Source organism: Acidobacteriota bacterium (assembly GCA_016713675.1).
Classification (GTDB): Bacteria; Acidobacteriota; Blastocatellia; order Pyrinomonadales; family Pyrinomonadaceae; genus OLB17.
This window is the reverse complement of record JADJOS010000001.1, coordinates 2241402-2261118: the sequence shown is the minus strand read 5'-3', so window position 1 is coordinate 2261118 and position 19717 is coordinate 2241402. Positions and strand designations below refer to the sequence as shown.

The following is a 19717-nucleotide window of genomic DNA, read 5'->3' as shown; positions in this document are numbered from 1 at the left end:
TTTATGCCGGACTCTCTTCCGTAACCGCTTCGATCGGAACTTCTTTGTCGCCCAACACATCCTCAAAATAGACCATCTTAACTATCACGACGACCATTGCCAATAGCGGCGTTGCGAGGACCAGGCCGAGGCCGCCGATCATTGCTCCGAGGGCGAGTTGGAAGATGATGGTCAGCGCCGGTGCGAGTTCGACGGTTTCGCGTTCGATGATGGGCGTGACGACGTTCGACTCGATGACCTGCACGCCGCCGTAGAGCCCGAGCACGTACAACGCGCTGATCGGACTGTCGATGAACGCCAGCAGAATCGCCGGTATCGCCGACAGGATCGGCCCGAAATTTGGTATAAACGACAATAGCCCCGCGATCAGCCCGAGCGTGAGAGCGAGGGGCACACCCAATATCGACAACCCGATCCACGTGAGCACGCCGATAAACAGCATCGACGCTGCCTTCCCGATCAGCCACCAACGCAGCGTTTGGTAGATCGAACTAAGTATCTCACTAACACGTTCCCTTTTTTCTTTTGGAAACAACCGGATGATCCCGGCCGAGTAATATCGCGGTTCACTGGCAAGGTAGATAGCAAGAAGGATCGTGACCAAGACATTCCCAACGGCACCTACAGTCGACGAAAAGAATCCGCCGACACGCGACATCACGCTCGCCGCATCGAGCTTTGCCATTACATCGTCGGCACTCGGCAGTTGGGCGATCAGCGTCTGCCCCCAGCCAAACTGCGATAAATACTGCCCAGCATTCTGAGCCGATTTTGGAATTTCGACCCGTAGGACACGAACTTGTTCGGCCACACTAGGTGCAAGCACCGCGACTGCTCCGGCGACCACTAATAACAACAACACCGCGACGAGCATCACCAGCCAGCCTTCGCTGAGCGGAACCCACTTTCGCAGAATATCAGCGAGTCCGTGCAGAAATATTGCGAGCAGGGCCGCAGCGAAGATCAGCAAAATTACGTCGAACGTAAAATAGATCAGTGCTGATCCGAGTACGACCAGGCAAACCATCGCCACTACGATCATTACTCGGCTAATAAAACTTTTGCTGGTTTTCGGTGTTTCCGCCATTTTTGACGATCAGAACAAAATGCCGATTTCCGCCTGTGACTCGCTAGATCAACCCTTTCTTAATAAGCAGCTCGGCATTCAAGATCGCCGAACCCGCGGCTCCGCGGACGGTGTTGTGGCTAAGGCTGACGAAGCGATAGTCGAAGATGTTGTCCGGGAAAACGCGGCCGACGGTTATCGTCATTCCGTCGCCTGCGTCACGATCGAGACGCGTCTGAGGCCGCGAAGGTTCGTCTGTCACCTCGATAAAATGCTCGGGCGATGAATGGAGGTCGAGCGACGGGAATTCGCGCATCGCGGCGACCACATCTTCAAGGGTTGCTTTTTCCTTCAGATCGACCCGCACCGAGACCATGTGGCCGTCGATCACATTCACTCGAAAACACTGGGCGGAAACGGTGAAATCTGCGTGTTCGATGCTGCCGTTCTTCAGTGTTCCAAGGATCTTCTGGGCTTCGATCTCGACCTTTGGCTCTTCGCCGGCGATGTACGGAATCACGTTGTCCATGATATCCAGCGACGCCACACCCGGATATCCTGCACCGGAGATAGCCTGAAAAGTCGTCAGCACGACCGATTCGATGCCGAATTTTCGGTGCAATGCCGCGAGTGGTGGTGCGAATGAAATGACCGCACAGTTCGGATTGGTGACGATAAATCCTTTTGTGAAACCTCGGTTCACCTTTTGCTTTTCGATCAATCCGACGTGGTCGTGGTTGATCTCAGCGATCAGAAGCGGCACGTCCTCGTCCATGCGGTAGACGGATGAATTGGAGATGACAGGATAACCGGCACGAGCAAATGCCTCCTCGGTCTCGCGTGCGACATTGCCCGGCAGACTCGAAAACACGATGTCGCAGTCGAGCGGCGGCTCGATCGGCTGAACAATGATATCGCGAACGCTCGCCGGGATCTGGCCCGGCAGCTTCCACGCACACGCCTCAGCGTACCGCTTCTCCGCCGAACGGTCCGAAGCCGCCATCGCCGTGATCTCGAACTGCGGATGATCCTCCAAAAGCTGTGCGAAACGCTGTCCGACGGTGCCCGTAGCACCCAATATTCCTACGCGATAGACCTTTGCCATAATATTAACAAGGTCAGATTTTAGCCTAGTGTCGCCAAAACAGAAAGGACGAGCCGCAAATACAGCTCGCCCATCGTCGCCAAATCGCGGGTCAACTACGGTTCGGCGATGAAATCGACGCTTGTTAGATCGTCGGAAATTGATATCACACGATTCGGTTGAGCGAATGTGTAACGCTTCGAGTGGATCGAGAGCACCGCGGACTGTCCTGACTCGACATTGTCGAAACGATAGTAGCCGAACGACGAGCTTCGCGTCCGAACGACCGTTCCATCTGCTAACGAGAGTGACAGTATCGTGTTTTTGATCCCTTGACCATTCGCAGTTAGCACGCGTCCACTGACGCTGACGGTCGAAGAACTTGGCACCAGCGGTTTCGCGATCGCGAACGGCGAGAACGATGGAGTCAATGAACACAGCGTCGGATACACGTTGCCCGGAGCCGTTCGATCGACCCAAACGCCGGCCTCGAGGTGATAGACCTTAAGATCGGCAAATTCCGCAGGCGTGACGGTCGGCACCGCAAAGCAAACGGTCGCGTTACCGGTAAACGGTGCATTCGTCGAAATGTTAAACGCCAAGTGCAGCGCTTGACCAACAGGAAGCGGAGCCGGCAAAGCGGCTCCATCTATCGGCGTCTCGGTTGCAGTTCCGGTCGTTGCCACCGCAAAGTTGATCGTCGATGTGCCAAGCGTAGCGGTCGTCTGATTATTGATCGCCGCCGACTTGATCTTTGCCGATACGGCCCGCGTCGATGATCGATTTGACCTCGTCGTGAGTTATGGCTCGGTTATAGATCGAAACTTCATCGAGACGGCCTTGCCAATAGCCCATGACAGAGCTGCCGTTGTTGTAAGAACCGATTCGAAGCGGTGAACTATTCTGTCCGATACCGCTAATGCTGTTCGCCGAACCGGCGACCAACTGCCCAGCATCGGAGCCATTGATGAACAATCGGATCTCTTGCGTGGTTTGATCGAATGTGGCTGCAACATGTTTCCATTCATTTGCGGTCAAGAACGCCGCGGCACCGACGGTTCGAACACCTCTGTAAGTATTCGAGGAACCGTCGTAAACGTAGAATGTGATCGCTCCGCCTTCTTCCATATCGAGCGACCAACTCGCGGCACCGTTGCCGTTGTACTTCGAAGCTATCGTGCGATACCTCGGGGAAGGCGTATTCGGATCACCGCTCAAGGTCGTGGTGTTCACCCAAGCTTCGACCGAGATCGACGAGACGATGAACGACTCGCTTGCGGACGGAACCTCGACGTAGCGGTCGGTTCCATTCATGCTGAACGATTGTCCGGCGTAGTCGGTCAGATAAGTCGCCGTGCCGTTGAAAGTGCCGGTGCTATTGCCTTGCTGATTGCGAGTGTCGCCTTCGCCGGCATACCAGCCGATCAGTCCGCTAGGCGGCGTAACGCCTGGCACCGTTCGATCGGAATGCAGCGAGAGAGTGTAATTGCCCGTCGGCGAACCGCCGTTGCCCCAGTTTGAGGCAGAGATTATATAAGTTCCGGTTGCCGGAAGCGTGTAAAATCCGTAGCTGTTCGGGATACGTGCATCGTTCGCGGCTCCGCCAGTCGTGAACGTATAGATCGCGGTGTTAGCTTGATTGTGGAGAATAAGCGACTCGGCAAAATCACTTGAACTCAAGCGAATCAAAACGCGGTCGCCTACCGTCCCACTAAACGAAAACTGGTCGGTGTAGCGTCCACTGAGATCACAATCGCTGACGGCTAATGCCCCATTTAACGTCGTGCCATATGTTACCGGCGTGACCGTCGGGCAAGTTCCCATTCCCGTCTCCTGACCGATGAAGTGGCTTATCGCACCATTGATGAGAACGTCGCCGTACCGAAGTATCGACGTATTCGCTTCGACGGTATAATTAACAGTCCCGTTGCCGGTGCCGCTGGACGCACCGTTTATGGTCACCCAAGGGGCAATATTACTGCTCGCAGCCGCTGTCCATTGACAGCCCGGCTGCGTCGTAACGTTAAATGAACCACTGCCGCCAGCCGCAGTAAAATTGGCATTATCGGGGCTGAGCGAGAATGTGCATGAGTTTGCGCCTGTGAAATCAGCGTCGGTCATATCTGCCGCGAGTGTATTGTACGTCCGCGTTGGCGGCGTGAATGTGTGGTTCGCCAGCGTTGGCGTAACTATGTAATTCAAGCCGGATGGCAGATTTGCGAACGTGTAATTGCCATTCGCATCTGTCGTTGTCGAGGCATTTGTACCGCCCGATATGGTCACTGAGACGCCGCTCATATTGCTGGTTCCGTTATCTATGTTTCCTGAGATCGAATGCGTCGACCCGCAGCCTCCGGCCGACAACTGAATTCTGGCGATTGCTCCGCCGTAATGCTCGCCACCGTCATCTTTGAAGAATCTGAGAGCATTGGTCGCACTGATCACAGCATTGTTGCCGGTGTCGTTAAAGCTGAACTGCTCAACGCCATTCACGTAGCCTTTGACGATGCCGGCTGCCGTTCGCGTCAGTTTGATCTCAACGTAAACGCCCGGCGGAATGACAGGTCCGCCGTTGCCGCCCGGCAGGAAGATAAGCTGTCCGGATGTCACATATAGCCCCGAATCAGTCGTCCCGTCTTTGAAATCTAATATTCGGTTGTAGTTATAATTTTGATTCAAACGAGTAACAATCGTGATCTCGTACTGGTTCGAAGGGATCACGCCGGAAGTCGGACGCAATTCGACTGCATTGCCGCCGGTGTACGTCATTACACGCTCCGGCACACCGTTGACCGTCTCGGTCGCAAACGTCTGTCCCGTCCCAATATATGACAGTGCTAGTGCACCCGGAATAGTGCTGGTCAGGTCATCGTTGAACTGGTAATCTGCCGCATCGCAACCAAGCGTCGTACATTTGCCCACTGAGTCGGCATCGACGATCGATTGTATCTCGGGCGCCGAGAGAGCACGGTTGTAGATCGAGATCTCGTCTATCTTTCCTTGATTAGCTGCATCAGTTCCGTTGCTGAATGTGAGCGGCGAACTTGAATAGCCGACCGAGGCATTCGATGCTTGGCTGTCGACTTCGACGCCATTCACATACAATTTCATCTGGCCGCCCGCCAGTCTTGTGAACGCGATGTGATACCACTGTCCGGGCGTCGGATACAGCCCGTGAGACAGGCTATTGCCCAAATTTGCTCCATCCGTTGATTGAGCATTTAAAAGTCCGCCGTAAATGTACAGGCTGTACGAGCTGTAAGAAGGATCGGCAGATGGCTTGTTGAGCAGCGATCGAAATTCGTTCGAGTAGCCCGTAAAATTGAACCAGCCTTCGATCGTGAAGCTGTCCGGACGCAAGCTTGGTGAATCTGGAACGCTTACATTCGCGCTTGTGTCGCCAAAGTTGAACGCCTGACCGACTTTGCCCGATGCATATGTCACGCCGCCATTCGCAGTGCCGTTATTGGTGCCTTGCGAATCGTTGGCGTTGTTCTCAGCCTTAAATGTCGTGACCTGATTGGCCGGCGTTTCGGCACACTGAGGAGGCACGCATTTGCCTGCACTTCCGGCACTGTACATCGACGTGATCTCTGTCGGAGTCAATACTCGAGGATAAATGTCGAGTTCGTCGACCTTGCCTTTGAGATGACGGCCGCCGCCGCCCCAACGTCCGAGACGGAGAAACTGAGCTCCGTTATACGGAATCGTGCCAACGGTCGTGTCTTCACCAACGAGGGTGCCGTCGAGATAGACCTTGATCCCGGCCGTCGGATCGCGGATAACGGTCAGATGCTGCCATGTGTTTGGCGTCGGGACGAAAAAGACTTCGCCGCCCGAATTGTCTCCAAATGCATAGCGGTTTTCATTCGCCACGCGTTGCATCACCCAATTGGTTCCGCCGGTGTGGTTGTTATCTATTATGTTCGCAAATGTTGGCTGCTCGCTAAACGGAGCAACATTGATCCACATCGAAATTGAGAACGTCTGATAGTTAAACCAACTGCCGAGATCGACGCTGTCGTCCGCGCCGTCAAGGTTGATCGCCTGGCCAACTCTTCCCGCGACGTATGTAGGATTTCCTTGTGCTCCTGCGGGATGAAGATTAAACACATCGCTCGTGTTGCCTTGGAATCTATACCAACTTTGTAGGTCGGCCGGTGCAGTAACACATGCTCCATTCGGACATTTTCCTGCTCCGCCCGCCGTGTAAATGGATTGGATCTCAACCGCAGACATTGCACGGCCAAAGATCGAGACTTCGTCGATCTTGCCGTGGATCGAGCCGCCTGTATCATGACCAAGTATTAGCGGAGTATTCGCATACGCGATCGAGTTTGCTGTATCAGAATCGACCGCTTCTCCGTTAACATACAGTGTCTGCGAGCCGCCTTCCTGGCGTGTAAATGCGATGTGATACCACTGGCCGGGAATTGGTGCTAGTGAATAATTCAGCGAATTTCCAAGATCAACGCCATTTGTCGATGAAGCCGTAAGTAAGCCGCCATATATGTAGATCACGTATGAACTGTAAGACGGATCAGCGGAACTTTTGCCGATCAACTGCCGAAATTCATTGTTGTAACTTGAGAAATTGAACCAGCCTTCAACGGTGAAGTTCGTCGGTCGCATTGCTGCCGAATCAGGAACTTGAACGTGAGCATTACCGTCCGGGAGATCGAACGCTTGCCCGACCTTTCCTGCTGTGTATGTAACGCCATTGAATCCCGCACCATTGCCTGTTCCCTGCGAATCGTTTGCATTGCCCTCGCCGCGATACCAGGCTGTTTGGTCCGCAGGTGCTGAGACACACTGCCCCGTAGGACAAATGCCGGCAGTATTTGCGTTGAATACCGACTGTATCTCGGAGCCGGTCAATGCACGATCATAGATCGAGAGTTCGTCGATCTTGCCTTGAAGCGATGCATCGTATGAATTGCCGAACGTGAGCGGCGAGTTTGTGTATCCGACCGACGGATTCGATGCTTGACTGTCAACCGCGACGCCATTCACATAAAGCGTCATCTGGCCACCGGCCTGTCGTGTAAACGCAATGTGATACCACTGTCCCTCAACCGGATTTAGCGTATAGTACAAAGTATTGCCCAAATTTGACCCATCTGTTGACTGTGCATTGAGCGCTCCACCGTAGATGAAAAGATTGTATGAGCTGTACGACGGATCGGCAGACGGTTTGTTGAGCAGCATTCGAAATTCGTTCGAGTAGTTCGTAAAGTTGAACCAGCCTTCGATGGTGAAACTGTCTGGACGCAAGCTTGGCGAATCGGGAACGCTAACATTGGCTCCAGTGTCGCCAAAGTTGAACGATTGTCCTACCTTGCCGGCTGAATACGTGACTGTTCCATTCACTGAACCGTTGTTCGCACCTTGTGAATCAGTTGAGGTGTTTTCGCCCTTGAAGGTAGCTACTAGGCCCGTTGGCGCCGTTACGCATTGTGGCTCGTCATTGTCCGTGATCGTGCCGGTCGCATCGCCGTCGAGGACGGTGGCGTCAACGACTGAACTCAGGAATACGCTGAATGTCTCATTTGTCTCGTCCAAAGTGTCGCCTAGCACCGGGACGCTGACAACCTTTGCTGTTTCGCCAGCGATAAAGGTCACACTACTGCCCACCGACGTATAATCGACACCGCCAGTCGCAGTTTCGTCGTAGGACGAGAAGAAGACCGTAACGTCATTCACGTACGCCGTTGACAAGGTCACGTTGAAATTCGCGTTGACCGAGCCCGAATCTCCCTCGGTCACCGTAACATCGCTGATGGAAACTGTCGGCATCAAGGCCGCTGTGAAGTGTGCATTTGAAACGTTCTCGGACAACGCATTGTAATTACGATTTATTGGGTCAAAACTGTAGCCCGCGAGCGATGGTATTACGGTAAAGTTGCCGCCGCCGTTTAGACTTCCGAACGAGTAATCACCATTCGCGTTTGTCGTTGCCGTAGAGCTTTCATCGCCGCCGAGCGTGACAAGCACGTTTGCGAGGCCATTGCCGCCCGTCGTTACGCGTCCGCTGATGCCGTAACTCGACGGTGCGGTGCCCTCGACTATAACGAATGGCGATAGCGAACTGAGATTGTCGCTGCAGAAATTTGAGAGGCTGTTTCCGCTCGCGGTTCGGTCGATCCAATTGCCGCTTTCCAGATGCAGCAGCCGCAGGCCGCCCGCACCAATAGCCGAGAGAGCAGGCAAATTGAAACACACGCGAACGTCGTCCGCGTTTCCGTTTTGATACGCCGCCGTTGTCGAAATATTGTAAGCGAGGCCTGTGAAGGTCGTGTTCGGCGGAAGTGTGGGCATCAGGCCAAGGTCGATGCCGTTCTGCGAAATATAGCCACCTATTGTGACATTCGCAAAAGTTACGGTCGCATCTGAGATCTGCGTCGTGTCGTTTGTTCCGGCAAGGGTAGTCTTGGTCTTGATCTTTCCTGCAACACCTTCGTTGTAGACCGAAGCGATCTCATTTCCAGTGACCGCACGTTGGTAAATAGAAATCTCGTCGAGCATCCCATTGGCAAATTCGAATCTGTCGGACGGACTGGTGTTATAGCGCGCACCTAAAATTGCACCGGTGCTGCCGCCATTTAGCGCGTAGCCGGCACCAACGGATCTTGTTCCTACAGCAACACCGTCAAAATAGAAGGTGAATGCCGTCGTTGACCTGACGACCGCAAAGTGATGCCAAGTGTTCGGCCGAATAGCGATCTGATCCGACGAGAAATCCGAGTAGCTGCCGCTGCCGTTATGAACCGCAAGATTTATACGCTGACCGCAGCCCCAAGCACAAATGTCTCCGTAGCCCAATGACCAGAGATTATTTGGCCCATCGGACATAGCTCCCGCAGAGATTATGCGTTGGACGCCGGTGCCGCTCGGAGTGTTGATCCAGCCTTCGATCGCGAGATCGCCGGTGCCGAAATCCCATTTAGCATTGTCGGGGGTCGAGATATAGTCGCCGTTTCCATCGAGCTTGAACGCTTGTGCTACTTTGCCAACTCGATAGGTCGTATCGCCTTGTAACGTACCAACTATCGCCGACTCTTTCAGATCACGCGCGTCACCGTCGCCAGTGAACCAAGCGACCTGATTCGCCGTCGGATCGATCGGCGAAGGCTTGCATTTGCCGCTTTGCCCGGCATTGAAGAGCAATTGGACTTCGGGTGTTGTTAAGGCTCGATCATAGATCGAGGTTTCGTCAAGCACGCCGTTGAAAAAACCGCTAAACGGCACCTGCGAATTGCCCAGGTACAAGGGCGTGGTCCCGTAATCGATGGGGAATGTCGCGGTGCCTGCTCCTTCCAGCGTTCCATTAACAAAAAGTCTTATGTTCGTACCGTCGTGAGTTCCGACGACGTGATACCAAACGCCGGCTTGCATGACAGTTGTCGAATTCGCGAAATCTGTTCCGCCAACCGGACTGTTGAAACCGAGGCCAAGTCTATTGTCGGGATTCTTTACCAGACTATAACCGCCTTCAAACCCGCTTCCGGCAACACGCGAATTTTTCTTAAAAATAATATTTTGATAGCCCGACGGTGCACCTCCCGTTACCGTCGAGGTCAACGAATCGAATTTCACCCACGTTTCCAGAGTCAAATTCGCCGGCTTCAAATTTGCGTTGTCGGGAACTTCAACAAAATCGTTCACACCGTCGAACTTAAACCCTTGTCCGACTCTAGCGGTTTGAAAAACTGTTCCGTTTTGTAATGTGCCGTGATTATTCGATTTTGAATCAAGAGCGTTCTGCTCGCCCGCGAACCACGAAACGAGACCGCTCGGCGGTTCAACACAATTTGCCGGCGCACATTTGCCGTAGCTCCCCTGCTGGACTATGTCAAAGATCTCAGAACCCGATAATGCTCGTCCATAGACCGAAACTTCGTCCGCTTGGCCGTCAAGGAAAAACTGCGGATTGTTGTTTTCAAAATCAGCGCCGATAAGTAATGGGTGCGGCGGGTAGGCGTCATTGATCCCGTTGTAAAAGATCGGCAAACCTGCGGCACCCGAGAAGCTCTCGACGCCATTTACATACAGTTTTAACGTATTGGCGTTAGCTCCTGAATCATCTGTATTCAGTACCATCGCATAATGGTTCCAAGCACCGAGCGCAGGCACAAAACCTGTGTCATAGTACGTAAAAGTTCCATTGGTTTGGTAATATCCGATTCGAATATTTCCGGCGTCGAACCAGATCGCGTACGAGTTGAAATTGCTGATCTGAAGCGGTTTCGAGATAAGATGCGGGAGACCGCTGTGCGAGTTCATTTTGAACCAACCTTCGGCCGTTAGTTGATTCGCGGGCTTCTGCGCCGCATTGTCGTCGATGCGGACGTAGTCGCCGTTTCCGTCAAACGAGAACGCTCGGCCGACCTTGCCTTCCGTATAGGTCGCGTCACCAACCAGCGAAGCGTTGGTATTCACGCTCTGCACATCGACCGGCGAATTCTCTGCAGGAACGTTGACCTGCATATTTGCGGGCGCGGTCATACATGCGGTCACCGGCTCTCCGATCACTACGGCAAGTCCGGTGCCATCAGAATTCCAGGTTCCGTTGCCCCAGCCGAGCGAAAAATCGATCTTGTCGTCCGCTGCGACCGTCACCGTGAAGTTGAACGACTGTTGACCGTATCCGTTGATCACAATGTTGTTAAACGGCGCTATCACAGTTCCATTCTGGAGAATCCTGGCATCTCGGTACCCGCCGTTAGTGCCCTCGAAGACGCCGGTAACCTGATAAGTCCCACCGCTCGGCGCCGTCCACCGCAGGACTGACCGCTCGCCATTTTCTCCCGGATGCATATAGATCACGTCGGTAGGAGCGCGTAATGGGCCGCAGAAGAAGGTCGAGCCGCTAATGTTGCGGCCCATATGGGCACCGGTAGGGTTAGAGTTCGCCCAGCTTTGGAATCCGGTGCCCGGATTCGCGGTGCATGGGGTGAACGTGTTTGAATTCAAGTAGGGTTGGAAGATGTCGACTGATGGGCCGGCCGTATAGCCATACCTCCATATGTTTGTCGGAGCGTCCGGCGTCAAAGAAAACTCATTTACGGCATTGTATTCAGGCCCACCAAGTGCGGCCGGAGCAGTTTCGACCGTAGTTAGTTCACCGGAATCTTTACCGTTCGCAATGATCGCTTGTATCGCATTTGAGCTCCACGCAAAAGTTCCCGTAATAAACAACACCGTTAATATGATCGCCAAATAGAGTTTCGTTCTCATCACCTTTCTCCGTAGCCGCTAGGCCGCCGCTTACGGCAAAAATTTGCTATTTACCTAACGTGCGAAAACGGCGTGAAAATGGGCTCATTTTTTTGTAAAAAATGATTTGCTGTTTCGGAGGAACGGAATTATTCTGTGTTTCTAAATTTCTTATGTCGGAGCATTCGGACGGCGGTCCGATAACAAAGATCTTGAGCAGCTTGAGATCAGGCGGAGACGAGGCGTTCGAAGACTTGTTCCCGTTGGTCTACGATGAACTGCGCAAGATCGCGGGGGGCTATTTCAGCCGCGAACGCAGCGACCACACGCTTCAGCCGACGGCCCTGGTTCACGAGGCGTTTCTGCGGTTGTCAAAACAAAGCGCGATCGATTTTGAGAGCCGGACGCATTTCTTTGGCGTCGCTGCGAGATTGATGCGAGAGATCCTGATCGATCACGCACGTCGGCACAACAGCGAGAAACGCGGAGGCGAATCCAGAACGCGGATCACACTCGATGGAGCTGTCTATTTCGGCGACAAGAAACAGTTGGACGTGCTTGCTATCGACGAGGCGTTGACCATACTCGAATCACTCGACGAGCGCCAAGCTCGGATCGTGGAAATGAAATTTTTCGCCGGCCTCAATGTTGACGAGATCGCCGAAGTTCTTCAAATATCGCCCGCGACCGTAAAACGTGAATGGTCGAGTGCGAAACTGTTCCTTTCCCGAACACTTTCGACCGCAGCCTAAATTCCGACACTATGGACCGCGAACGCTGGCAAAAAGTAAAGCACATTCTCGAGGACGCGATCGAACTGCCGACCGAAGCCCGCAATGAGTTTGTCGCCAATGCCTGCGGAAGCGACGCCGAACTGGAATCTGAGGTCGTCTCGCTGCTTAACGAATCAACTGCCGCCGAGGCTCTCGAAACTCACGCTGTCGAACACGTCGCACCTCCCGAAGATAAGCTGCTAAACACGCAGATCGGAAACTATCGGCTCGACAAACTGATCGGTTCGGGCGGCATGGGACGTGTGTATTTAGCCAAACGTGCTGACGGCGCATTTGAGCAGAAGGTCGCTCTCAAACTGATACGCCGCGGGCTGTATTCCGACGAGATATTGCGGCGATTCGTGACTGAACGGCAGATACTTGCCAGTCTCGAACACCCAAACATCGCCCATCTGATCGACGGCGGCACCACGCCGGACGGCCTGCCGTTCCTGGTGATGGAATATGTCGAGGGCTCGCCGATCACGGAATTTGCGGACGCGAACGATCTCGACCTAAATGCTCGACTCGACCTTTTCCGCGAGGTCTGTGCGGCCGTTTCTTTTGCACATCAGAAACTCGTAATTCACCGCGACCTCAAGCCCGCGAACATTCTCATAACTCGCGACGGCAAAGCAAAGCTCCTCGATTTCGGCATTGCTAAGCTCGTGAAAACCGACGGCGTCGAGACGCGGACGCGGACGTTCGCGTTTACGCCGGACTACGCTTCGCCTGAGCAGATACGCGGCGAAAACCTCTCGACCGCGACCGATGTTTACAGCCTCGGCGTAATTTTGTACGAGCTGCTCACCGGCTCGCTGCCATTCAAGTTCGAAGACAAAAATATCGGCGAGATAGTTGCGACCGCCACAAACACAGTTCCGGCGGCACCCTCGCTCTCGGCACAACGATCGACCATCAACGATCAACGATCACTCAAAGGCGATCTCGACAATATCGTCCTCAAGGCTTTGCAGAAAGAGCCCGAACGCCGTTACACATCCGTCGAGCAGTTTTCCGAAGACATCGCCCGCCATCTCAAAGGGCTGCCGGTTTTCGCTCGGCCTGACACTTGGAAATATCGTGCCGAGAAATTCGCGGGACGCAATAAGCTCTTTGTCGGGGCGACGGCTCTTGCGTTTGCGATACTCGTCGCCGGAATTGCGACGACGGCGTATCAGGCCCGCATTGCAAACATCGAGCGTGCTAAGGCCGAGGCTCGTTTCAACGACGTGCGAACTCTCGCAAATTCATTCATGTTCGAGATAAACGAAGAGATCATGCGCAGCCCTGTGAAAGCTCGCGAACTGCTCGTCGCTCGTGCTCTCGAATACCTAGACAAACTCGCCGCTGAATCCGCCGGCAATATTGAACTCAAATCCGAACTTGCCTCGGCTTACGAACAGATCGGCGAGGTTCAATCGGAGCTATTCCGTCCTTTCGCGGGTAAAACCTCGGAGGCAGTTTTGAGCCAGCAAAAAGCTCTAAAGCTCCGGCATGAGATCTACGCCGAAAACCCTTCGGCGGAACATGCCACAAGCGTCTCCGCTAGCTACCAAAAGGTCGGCAACGTTCTACTAACAAGCGGTAAGATCGGTGAGGCTCGCGACAATTACCGTCAGTCGGTCGAGTTGCTAAAGCCGCTTGTCGCCGCGGAACCTGCGAAGACCGATACCCGCCGCCAGCTTGCCCGCAGCTACGCCGCTCTCGGCCAGTCTATCGTCCGGAGCGGCTCGCTCGGCGAAGCTCTTGCAAACTACCAAGCCTCGCTCGAGATCTTTCAAGAACTCTCGGTGGAGTCGCCGGACGACAACCGTGCCATACGCTCGGTCGGAATCGTCTTGTCGTACATCGGTTTCGTGAAGATGGAAATGGGGCAGTTGAACGAGGCTCTCGCGGATTACAAACAGTGGCTCGCGATCGAGAAACAACTTGTGATAAACGAGTCGAACAACATTGATTTCCGCCACGACCTCAGTAGCGCACACACGTGGCACGGCGTCGTTTTGAGCGAGCTTGGCAAGATTCCCGAGGCCCAAGACGATTTTCGCGAAGCGATCAAGATACAAAACGCGATATTCGCCGCCGACAGAGAAAGCGTCGGCGCAGCGTATTCGCTGGCCGATTGTCATCTGGAACTTGGCAAAGCGATGGCTCGCAACAAACTCGCTGACATTGCGATCGAAAATCTGACTATCGCTCTCAACAGCTACCGCAGCATTTTTGCCAAAGATAGCGAGAATCTAATGATGAAACATCGCATCGCGAACGCCCAGCGGTTTTTGGGCGACGCGTATGTGCAGAAAAACGACCTTGCTCGTGCGTCAGAGAATTACGAACAGGCCCACGCGGTCTTCGTCGAGATCACGAACTTCGATCCGCTAAACCTCGACTGGCAACAGGACCTCGCGATGACCTACACACGCCGCGGCGAGATCACCGCCGCAAAAAAAGACACCGCCGCCGCTCGTTCAAATTTCCAAAACGCACTGCCGATCTTCGAAAAACTAGCCTCAACGGTTCCCGACAACGCCACACGCCGCTCCGAACTCGACCATATTAAAAGGGTGCTTTTCGAACTAGATACCTAACGCCTTTTTCATCCTGCTGACGCCCTCGGCCATTTTCTCTTCGGTGTTGCAGAATGAAATGCGCAAGAAACCTTTGGCTTCCTGGCCGAAGGCGACACCTGGAACGGTCACGACGCGGTTTTGCAGGCATTTTTCAGCTACTTCGATATCGTCGCCAAGCGAGCGAACGTCGAGCATTGTGTAAAAAGCACCTTCCGGCGAGGTTGCATACAGGCCCATTTCCGTTTCGAACAATTTGACCAGAAATTCGCCGCGAGATCTGTACACTTCGCGAGCATGCTGTTTCGCAGCTTCGGCCTCCGGTGACCAACCAAGGAGAGAAGCCTTCTGCGTGATCGTCGAGGTACAAACTGTCGTAAAGCCATGCAGCACTTGAATCGCATCGATGATCTGCGGGTCGCTGCACGCCGCCCAACCGAGCCGCCAACCGGTCATCGAGAGCGATTTTGAAAGCCCGCTGACGATGATCGTACTATCGTAAAACTCACTCGCCGAATGCGGACGCTCGCCGAAATAGAGATCGCTGTATATTTCGTCCGAGATCAGCCAAATGCCCGTCCCGTCGAGTGCCGAGGCAATATCGCGGAGGTTTTGTTCGGTCAGGATCTTGCCGGTCGGATTCGAAGGCGAGATGACCACGGCTGCCTTTGTTTTATCCGTAATTTGAGATCTGAAATGTTCAATATCAAATCCAAAATCGTCATCCGCCGGCATTCGATAATAAACCGGCACGCCCTGTGCGATCCGTGTGCAGGCATCATAAGCCGGAAAACTTGGATCGGGCAGCAGCACTTCGTCGCCTTCGTCGATCACGCACATAAATGCGTCGGTCATCGCTTCCTGCGAGCCGCAGGTCACGACGACGCCCGTTCGAGGCAGATTCAGATGGGGATATTGCTCGGCGATCAGGTCACGTAATGCAGGAATTCCGGGGTGCGAAGTGTAGCCGTTCTGTTCGTCGCGGCTAATGCGGGCCGCCTCGTCACGCAGAAACTGCGGCGTCGGCAGATCAGGTTCGCCGAGACCGAAATTGATACTGTCGGGCAACGCCCGCTCAAAAAACTGACGAATGAGCGTCGGCTGCAAGCCCTGCATTCGTCGCGGCAATGTAAATCCTGTCGCTTTCTGTGCCGGCATCATTGCTTGTTTTCTTCCTCAATACCGTTATCTTCCAGATCTTCACGTATCTCGCCGACCTCGACGTTGAATTCGCCCTCGGCCTGAGCAAGCGGGTCGGCGTTTATGACACCGGCCAGCGACTCGATCTCGCCGATGATCTTTTGACCCAGGCCGGTAATATTCTCTTTGAATGTATGTTTGTTCTCTGTTTCGTTTTCGGCCATGTTTGGTTCCTCTGTATCTATCTTAGACAATTTCCCTGCTTAGTTGAAACGCGTGGATCCGGCGTAACAGTCAGGGTGGGACATCGATCATACTTCGTTCGGTGTAAACCTCTCTAAATACTACGGTTACACGCTTTGCACGGATCTCGCTGTCCCGCTTGTCCCGCCGTTGTCCCGCACTTGTCCCGCAGTCTGCAAACCTGCGTAAATATTGCGTTTACATCACTTACAGTCACATTTTGCGATCTGTGCGGCAAGTTTTCAAAAAAACGTAAGACGATATAAGACAGCTCGCAATCTACCGAAATTACAACCAGGAGTAATAGTCTCGGCGGTTCAAAGTCTATCACATTATTGCACACATATCAATAGATTTTATCTATGCAACAACTCCCAAGGTCAGCGGCGGGCCGCAAAATCAATAAAGCCGGTTCGCGGGTCGGCGGACAGAAGGCGGACATTGACCTTTTGGCCTACGTCAAGCCCTTGCTCGCCTTGTTCGATACGGCCGTCGACCGGCGGCCTTAGAATACGGGCGAAAGTGCCACTTGGCGTAATGCCGGTGACGATCGCCTCGAAATTCTCGCCAATGTGCCGCTGCATAACGGTCGCGGCGACGATCTTTCGCATCTTTCGCTCGACCTTTCGGGCTGCCTTTTCCTGGTTATTACAGTGGTTTGCGATGGATTCGATCTCTTCAGCCGAATACGGCGGCGGTTGAGCCGATATCACGGCTTTAACAAGCCGCTGGACGACGATATCAGTAAAACGGCGGTTCGGGGCTGTCGAGTGGGCATAGTCACGAACAGCAAGTCCAAAATGTCCGCCGGTGTCCTCGCCCGGCCGTTCAACTACGTATTCACCGCTGCCGATCAGTTTAACGACGGAAAGCGACAGATCGGGAAAATGCTCGGGGTCGGCGGCCCTGCGTTTCGCGAGAAACTCGGCAAGTGCCGGCTGGTCCGGTTCCGCCGGTAAATTCTCGCCGTATTCCGCGGCGATGCGGACGATGCCTTCCCATCGGGCCGGTGTTTTTACGACCCTTCGAAGCGAAACCGAGCCGTGAGCCTCAAGGAATTCGGCCATTTCGACGTTTGCCGCGACCATGAAATTCTCGATCAGTTTACGGGCAGAATTTGGTTGGACCGAGACAATGCCTCTGACCTCGCCATTCTCCATCACGGCCGAGGATTCGATAGATTCGAATTCGAGAGCTCCCTTTGCACGCCGATAGGCCGCAAGACGCTTGGCGGCCTCGCGCTGAAGTTCGATCTGGCCCTGCAATTCCGGCAGACGCTGCAGGTCTTCGGGCGCTTCTCCATCGTTGTCGAGAAAATCGCCGATCTTTTCGTACGATAGTTTCCCCTGATTGCGGACCAACGCCCTGTAGAATGTGCTTTCCGGCACATCGCCGTTTTCCTTGACGGTCATATCGGCAACGACCGCGAGCCGATCGAGGCCTTCGTTGAGCGAGGACATATCGGTCGAGAGCTCTTCAGGAAGCATCGGAAATATCATGCTCTCGGTGTAAACCGTCACCGTGTTTTGTGCGGCATGCATATCGATAGGCGAATACAACGGGACAAGGGCGTCAACGTCGGCGATACCCACAAGCACGCGAATATCGCCGTTCGGCAGCCTTTCGGCCCATTCGATCTGATCCAGATCGCGCGAACTCGCGTTGTCGATCGACGACCAAAGCAGCGAACGCAGATCCTTTATCGACGGATCGATATTAGGTTCACCCGCATTTTGAATGGCATTCATCTGATCTCGAACTGCTGCCGAGAATTCCGGCTCAAAGCCGTTGTCGATCATTGCCTGATGTGCTTTCTGCCGCAGCCAGCTTCCATGATTTTGATCGTTCATCTATTTTTCTTCACTATCTATTTGCTCCCACCCGTTTGCCCCTTTTTCGTAGGAACTCTGTTTCGAAAACTCAAATCCGACGCCGTGCGAATTACATTCGAATCGCTCAACATACAATTTCGGCCGGCAATAACGGATAAGATTAAATGAATTTGACTCGCCCCTTACCCTTGCCGATGCGGCGGTGCCTGCCTGAACGAGCAGTGCTGTTCGGCCTCCGGCGAGCTGATATCGAGCCGCAGTCGTGTCCGTATTACTGACGTGCAGGTGGCCCGCGAGAAATAGGTCCCCGCCAAGATCTGCGATCTGCGGCATCGCCCGTTTTGCCCTGCCCACGATCAGATTATCACTAAATCCCGCGGGAATATCGAACGGATGATGTGTCACGATCACCATCAGTGCCTCCGAATTATGGCCCGCCATCAACCTGCGAACATTCTTTACCTGTTCGTCGTTGATCCGCCCGCCCTTGAACGTGAGCGAGCGGGCCGTATTTACGCCAATGACCCCAAGTTCCTCGTCGAAATACGCCGGATTGAGATCGTCGCTGATGTAGCTTCGAAAGCGGTCGAGACCGCGAATGAAACGGTGGTAGACATTGTAGAGCGGGACGTCATGATTACCGGGCACAACGATCTGCGGCTGCGGCAGACGATCCAGGAATTGCCTCGCTTCGCGAAACTCACGGGGCTTTGCCCGCTGCGTCAGGTCGCCCGAAACCACTACAATGTCCGGTTCTAATTCACGGACCTTTTCGACAAGTCGGTCGACGACCGTCGGGTCGGCGGTTCCGAAATGAATATCCGAGAGATGGACGATCTTACGCATTTTCCTCCGTTTTGGCAGCAGGGACGATCACACGCAGGGCATGGGGCAATATTTTGTATCGCAGCGGCGTATCGACCAATTCAACCTCGCCGTCAAAGGCAACGTGCAGGCGTTGTCGCCTGGTCTGGATCGTCACGGACTCGGTCAAAACCTCTTCAAAATCCCGCCATTGTCTGACCGTGCCCGTGATCGTGCGAAGCAGCAGGGCGATCACGCCCAAACGCCCGCCGCGATGCAGAAAATATATGCTCAGCTTGCCCTTACCGAGCGCCGGACGGCGGCCAATATTATAGATCTCCATCTCGTATTCGTTGTTCCCGACAAAAACGAATGGCGTCTTGCGCAAGAACAACCTGCCGTTCACAAAGATCTCGACCTTCAAGAACGGCGACAGCCGGAACATACGTAACGTGGCCCAAAACGCAGCACTCCATTTGCCGCGGCCCAAACGATGCTGTTGCTGCTCACGCTTTCTGACCATCCGCGGATAAAGGCCGATGCTCGAATTGTTGATGAAAATGCGCCCGTTGACCTCGGCGAGATCGATCTCGGCGGTATGGCCGGCGGCTATGACACGGACGGCCCCGTCAATATCCTTCGGGATGCCAAGGTCCTTGGAGAAATTATTGAGCGTTCCGAGCGGAAGAACGCCAAAAGTTTTGCCCGAAGCCGCAACGATCGCAGCGACCGAACTGATCGTGCCGTCACCGCCCCCGGCCACTATTATCTCGGCATCGCTGTCAACTGCGGCATTTGTCAGCTCCGCGATCTGATCGCCCGACCTCGCGAGACGAATATTCGCCTCTATGCCGCACGCGGCGAACTGGTCCGCCAAAGACCGCTCGGTCTCGTCCTCGACAAAACTCCCGCCGCTGGCGTTAATGATTACTTCGATCGGCGGCATACGATAAAAGTTAACACATAGAGTTCTAAGCAACGTAACCTGC

The 19717-nt window shown here is 54.0% G+C and carries 11 protein-coding genes; 2 read left to right on the top strand and 9 right to left on the bottom strand.

Translation table 11 applies throughout. The features are described 5' to 3' along the window. Position 1: 1 nt before the first annotated feature. The 4 genes from IPK01_10285 to IPK01_10270 form a co-directional block, all read right to left on the bottom strand. The gene (locus IPK01_10285) at positions 2–1042 is read right to left on the bottom strand and encodes an AI-2E family transporter (protein MBK7933871.1); all 1041 of its coding nucleotides are present in this window, start codon (positions 1040–1042) and stop codon (positions 2–4) included. An 88-nt stretch (positions 1043–1130) separates the two neighbouring features. Next, positions 1131–2171 carry an aspartate-semialdehyde dehydrogenase gene (gene asd, locus IPK01_10280; protein ID MBK7933870.1) on the bottom strand — a complete coding sequence of 347 codons (1041 nt, stop codon included), beginning with the start codon at positions 2169–2171 and terminating at the stop codon, positions 1131–1133. A gap of 95 nt (positions 2172–2266) precedes the next feature. After that, positions 2267–2836 carry a hypothetical protein gene (locus IPK01_10275; GenBank protein ID MBK7933869.1) on the bottom strand — a complete coding sequence of 190 codons (570 nt, stop codon included), beginning with the start codon at positions 2834–2836 and terminating at the stop codon, positions 2267–2269. A 43-nt stretch (positions 2837–2879) separates the two neighbouring features. Further along, positions 2880–11387 (bottom strand): hypothetical protein, encoded by an 8508-nt coding sequence (locus IPK01_10270; GenBank protein MBK7933868.1) that lies wholly within the window; start codon positions 11385–11387, stop codon positions 2880–2882. A gap of 152 nt (positions 11388–11539) precedes the next feature. Here IPK01_10270 and IPK01_10265 point away from each other — a divergent pair, with 152 nt between their 5' ends. Continuing rightward, on the top strand, positions 11540–12118 hold the full coding sequence (locus IPK01_10265; GenBank protein ID MBK7933867.1) for a sigma-70 family RNA polymerase sigma factor: 579 nt from the start codon (positions 11540–11542) through the stop codon (positions 12116–12118). An 11-nt stretch (positions 12119–12129) separates the two neighbouring features. Further along, entirely contained in the window at positions 12130–14730 is a 2601-nt protein-coding gene (locus tag IPK01_10260) for a protein kinase (protein MBK7933866.1), read from the top strand. Here the strand turns inward: IPK01_10260 and IPK01_10255 are convergent. The 5 genes from IPK01_10255 to IPK01_10235 all read right to left on the bottom strand — a co-directional run bounded on the left by IPK01_10255 (position 14719) and on the right by IPK01_10235 (position 19674). Then, on the bottom strand, positions 14719–15870 hold the full coding sequence (locus tag IPK01_10255) for a pyridoxal phosphate-dependent aminotransferase (protein MBK7933865.1): 1152 nt from the start codon (positions 15868–15870) through the stop codon (positions 14719–14721). The genes IPK01_10260 and IPK01_10255 overlap by 12 nt on opposite strands. Beyond that, positions 15867–16073 carry a hypothetical protein gene (locus IPK01_10250; protein MBK7933864.1) on the bottom strand — a complete coding sequence of 69 codons (207 nt, stop codon included), beginning with the start codon at positions 16071–16073 and terminating at the stop codon, positions 15867–15869. The genes IPK01_10255 and IPK01_10250 overlap by 4 nt, the downstream gene beginning before the upstream one ends. A 399-nt stretch (positions 16074–16472) precedes the next feature. Then, positions 16473–17891 carry an RNB domain-containing ribonuclease gene (locus tag IPK01_10245; protein MBK7933863.1) on the bottom strand — a complete coding sequence of 473 codons (1419 nt, stop codon included), beginning with the start codon at positions 17889–17891 and terminating at the stop codon, positions 16473–16475. A gap of 51 nt (positions 17892–17942) precedes the next feature. Next, entirely contained in the window at positions 17943–18770 is an 828-nt protein-coding gene (locus IPK01_10240; protein ID MBK7933862.1) for a metallophosphoesterase, read from the bottom strand. Then, positions 18763–19674, bottom strand: a complete 912-nt coding sequence (locus tag IPK01_10235) for a sphingosine kinase (GenBank protein MBK7933861.1) — start codon at positions 19672–19674, stop codon at positions 18763–18765. The genes IPK01_10240 and IPK01_10235 overlap by 8 nt, the downstream gene beginning before the upstream one ends. Positions 19675–19717 lie beyond the last annotated feature (43 nt).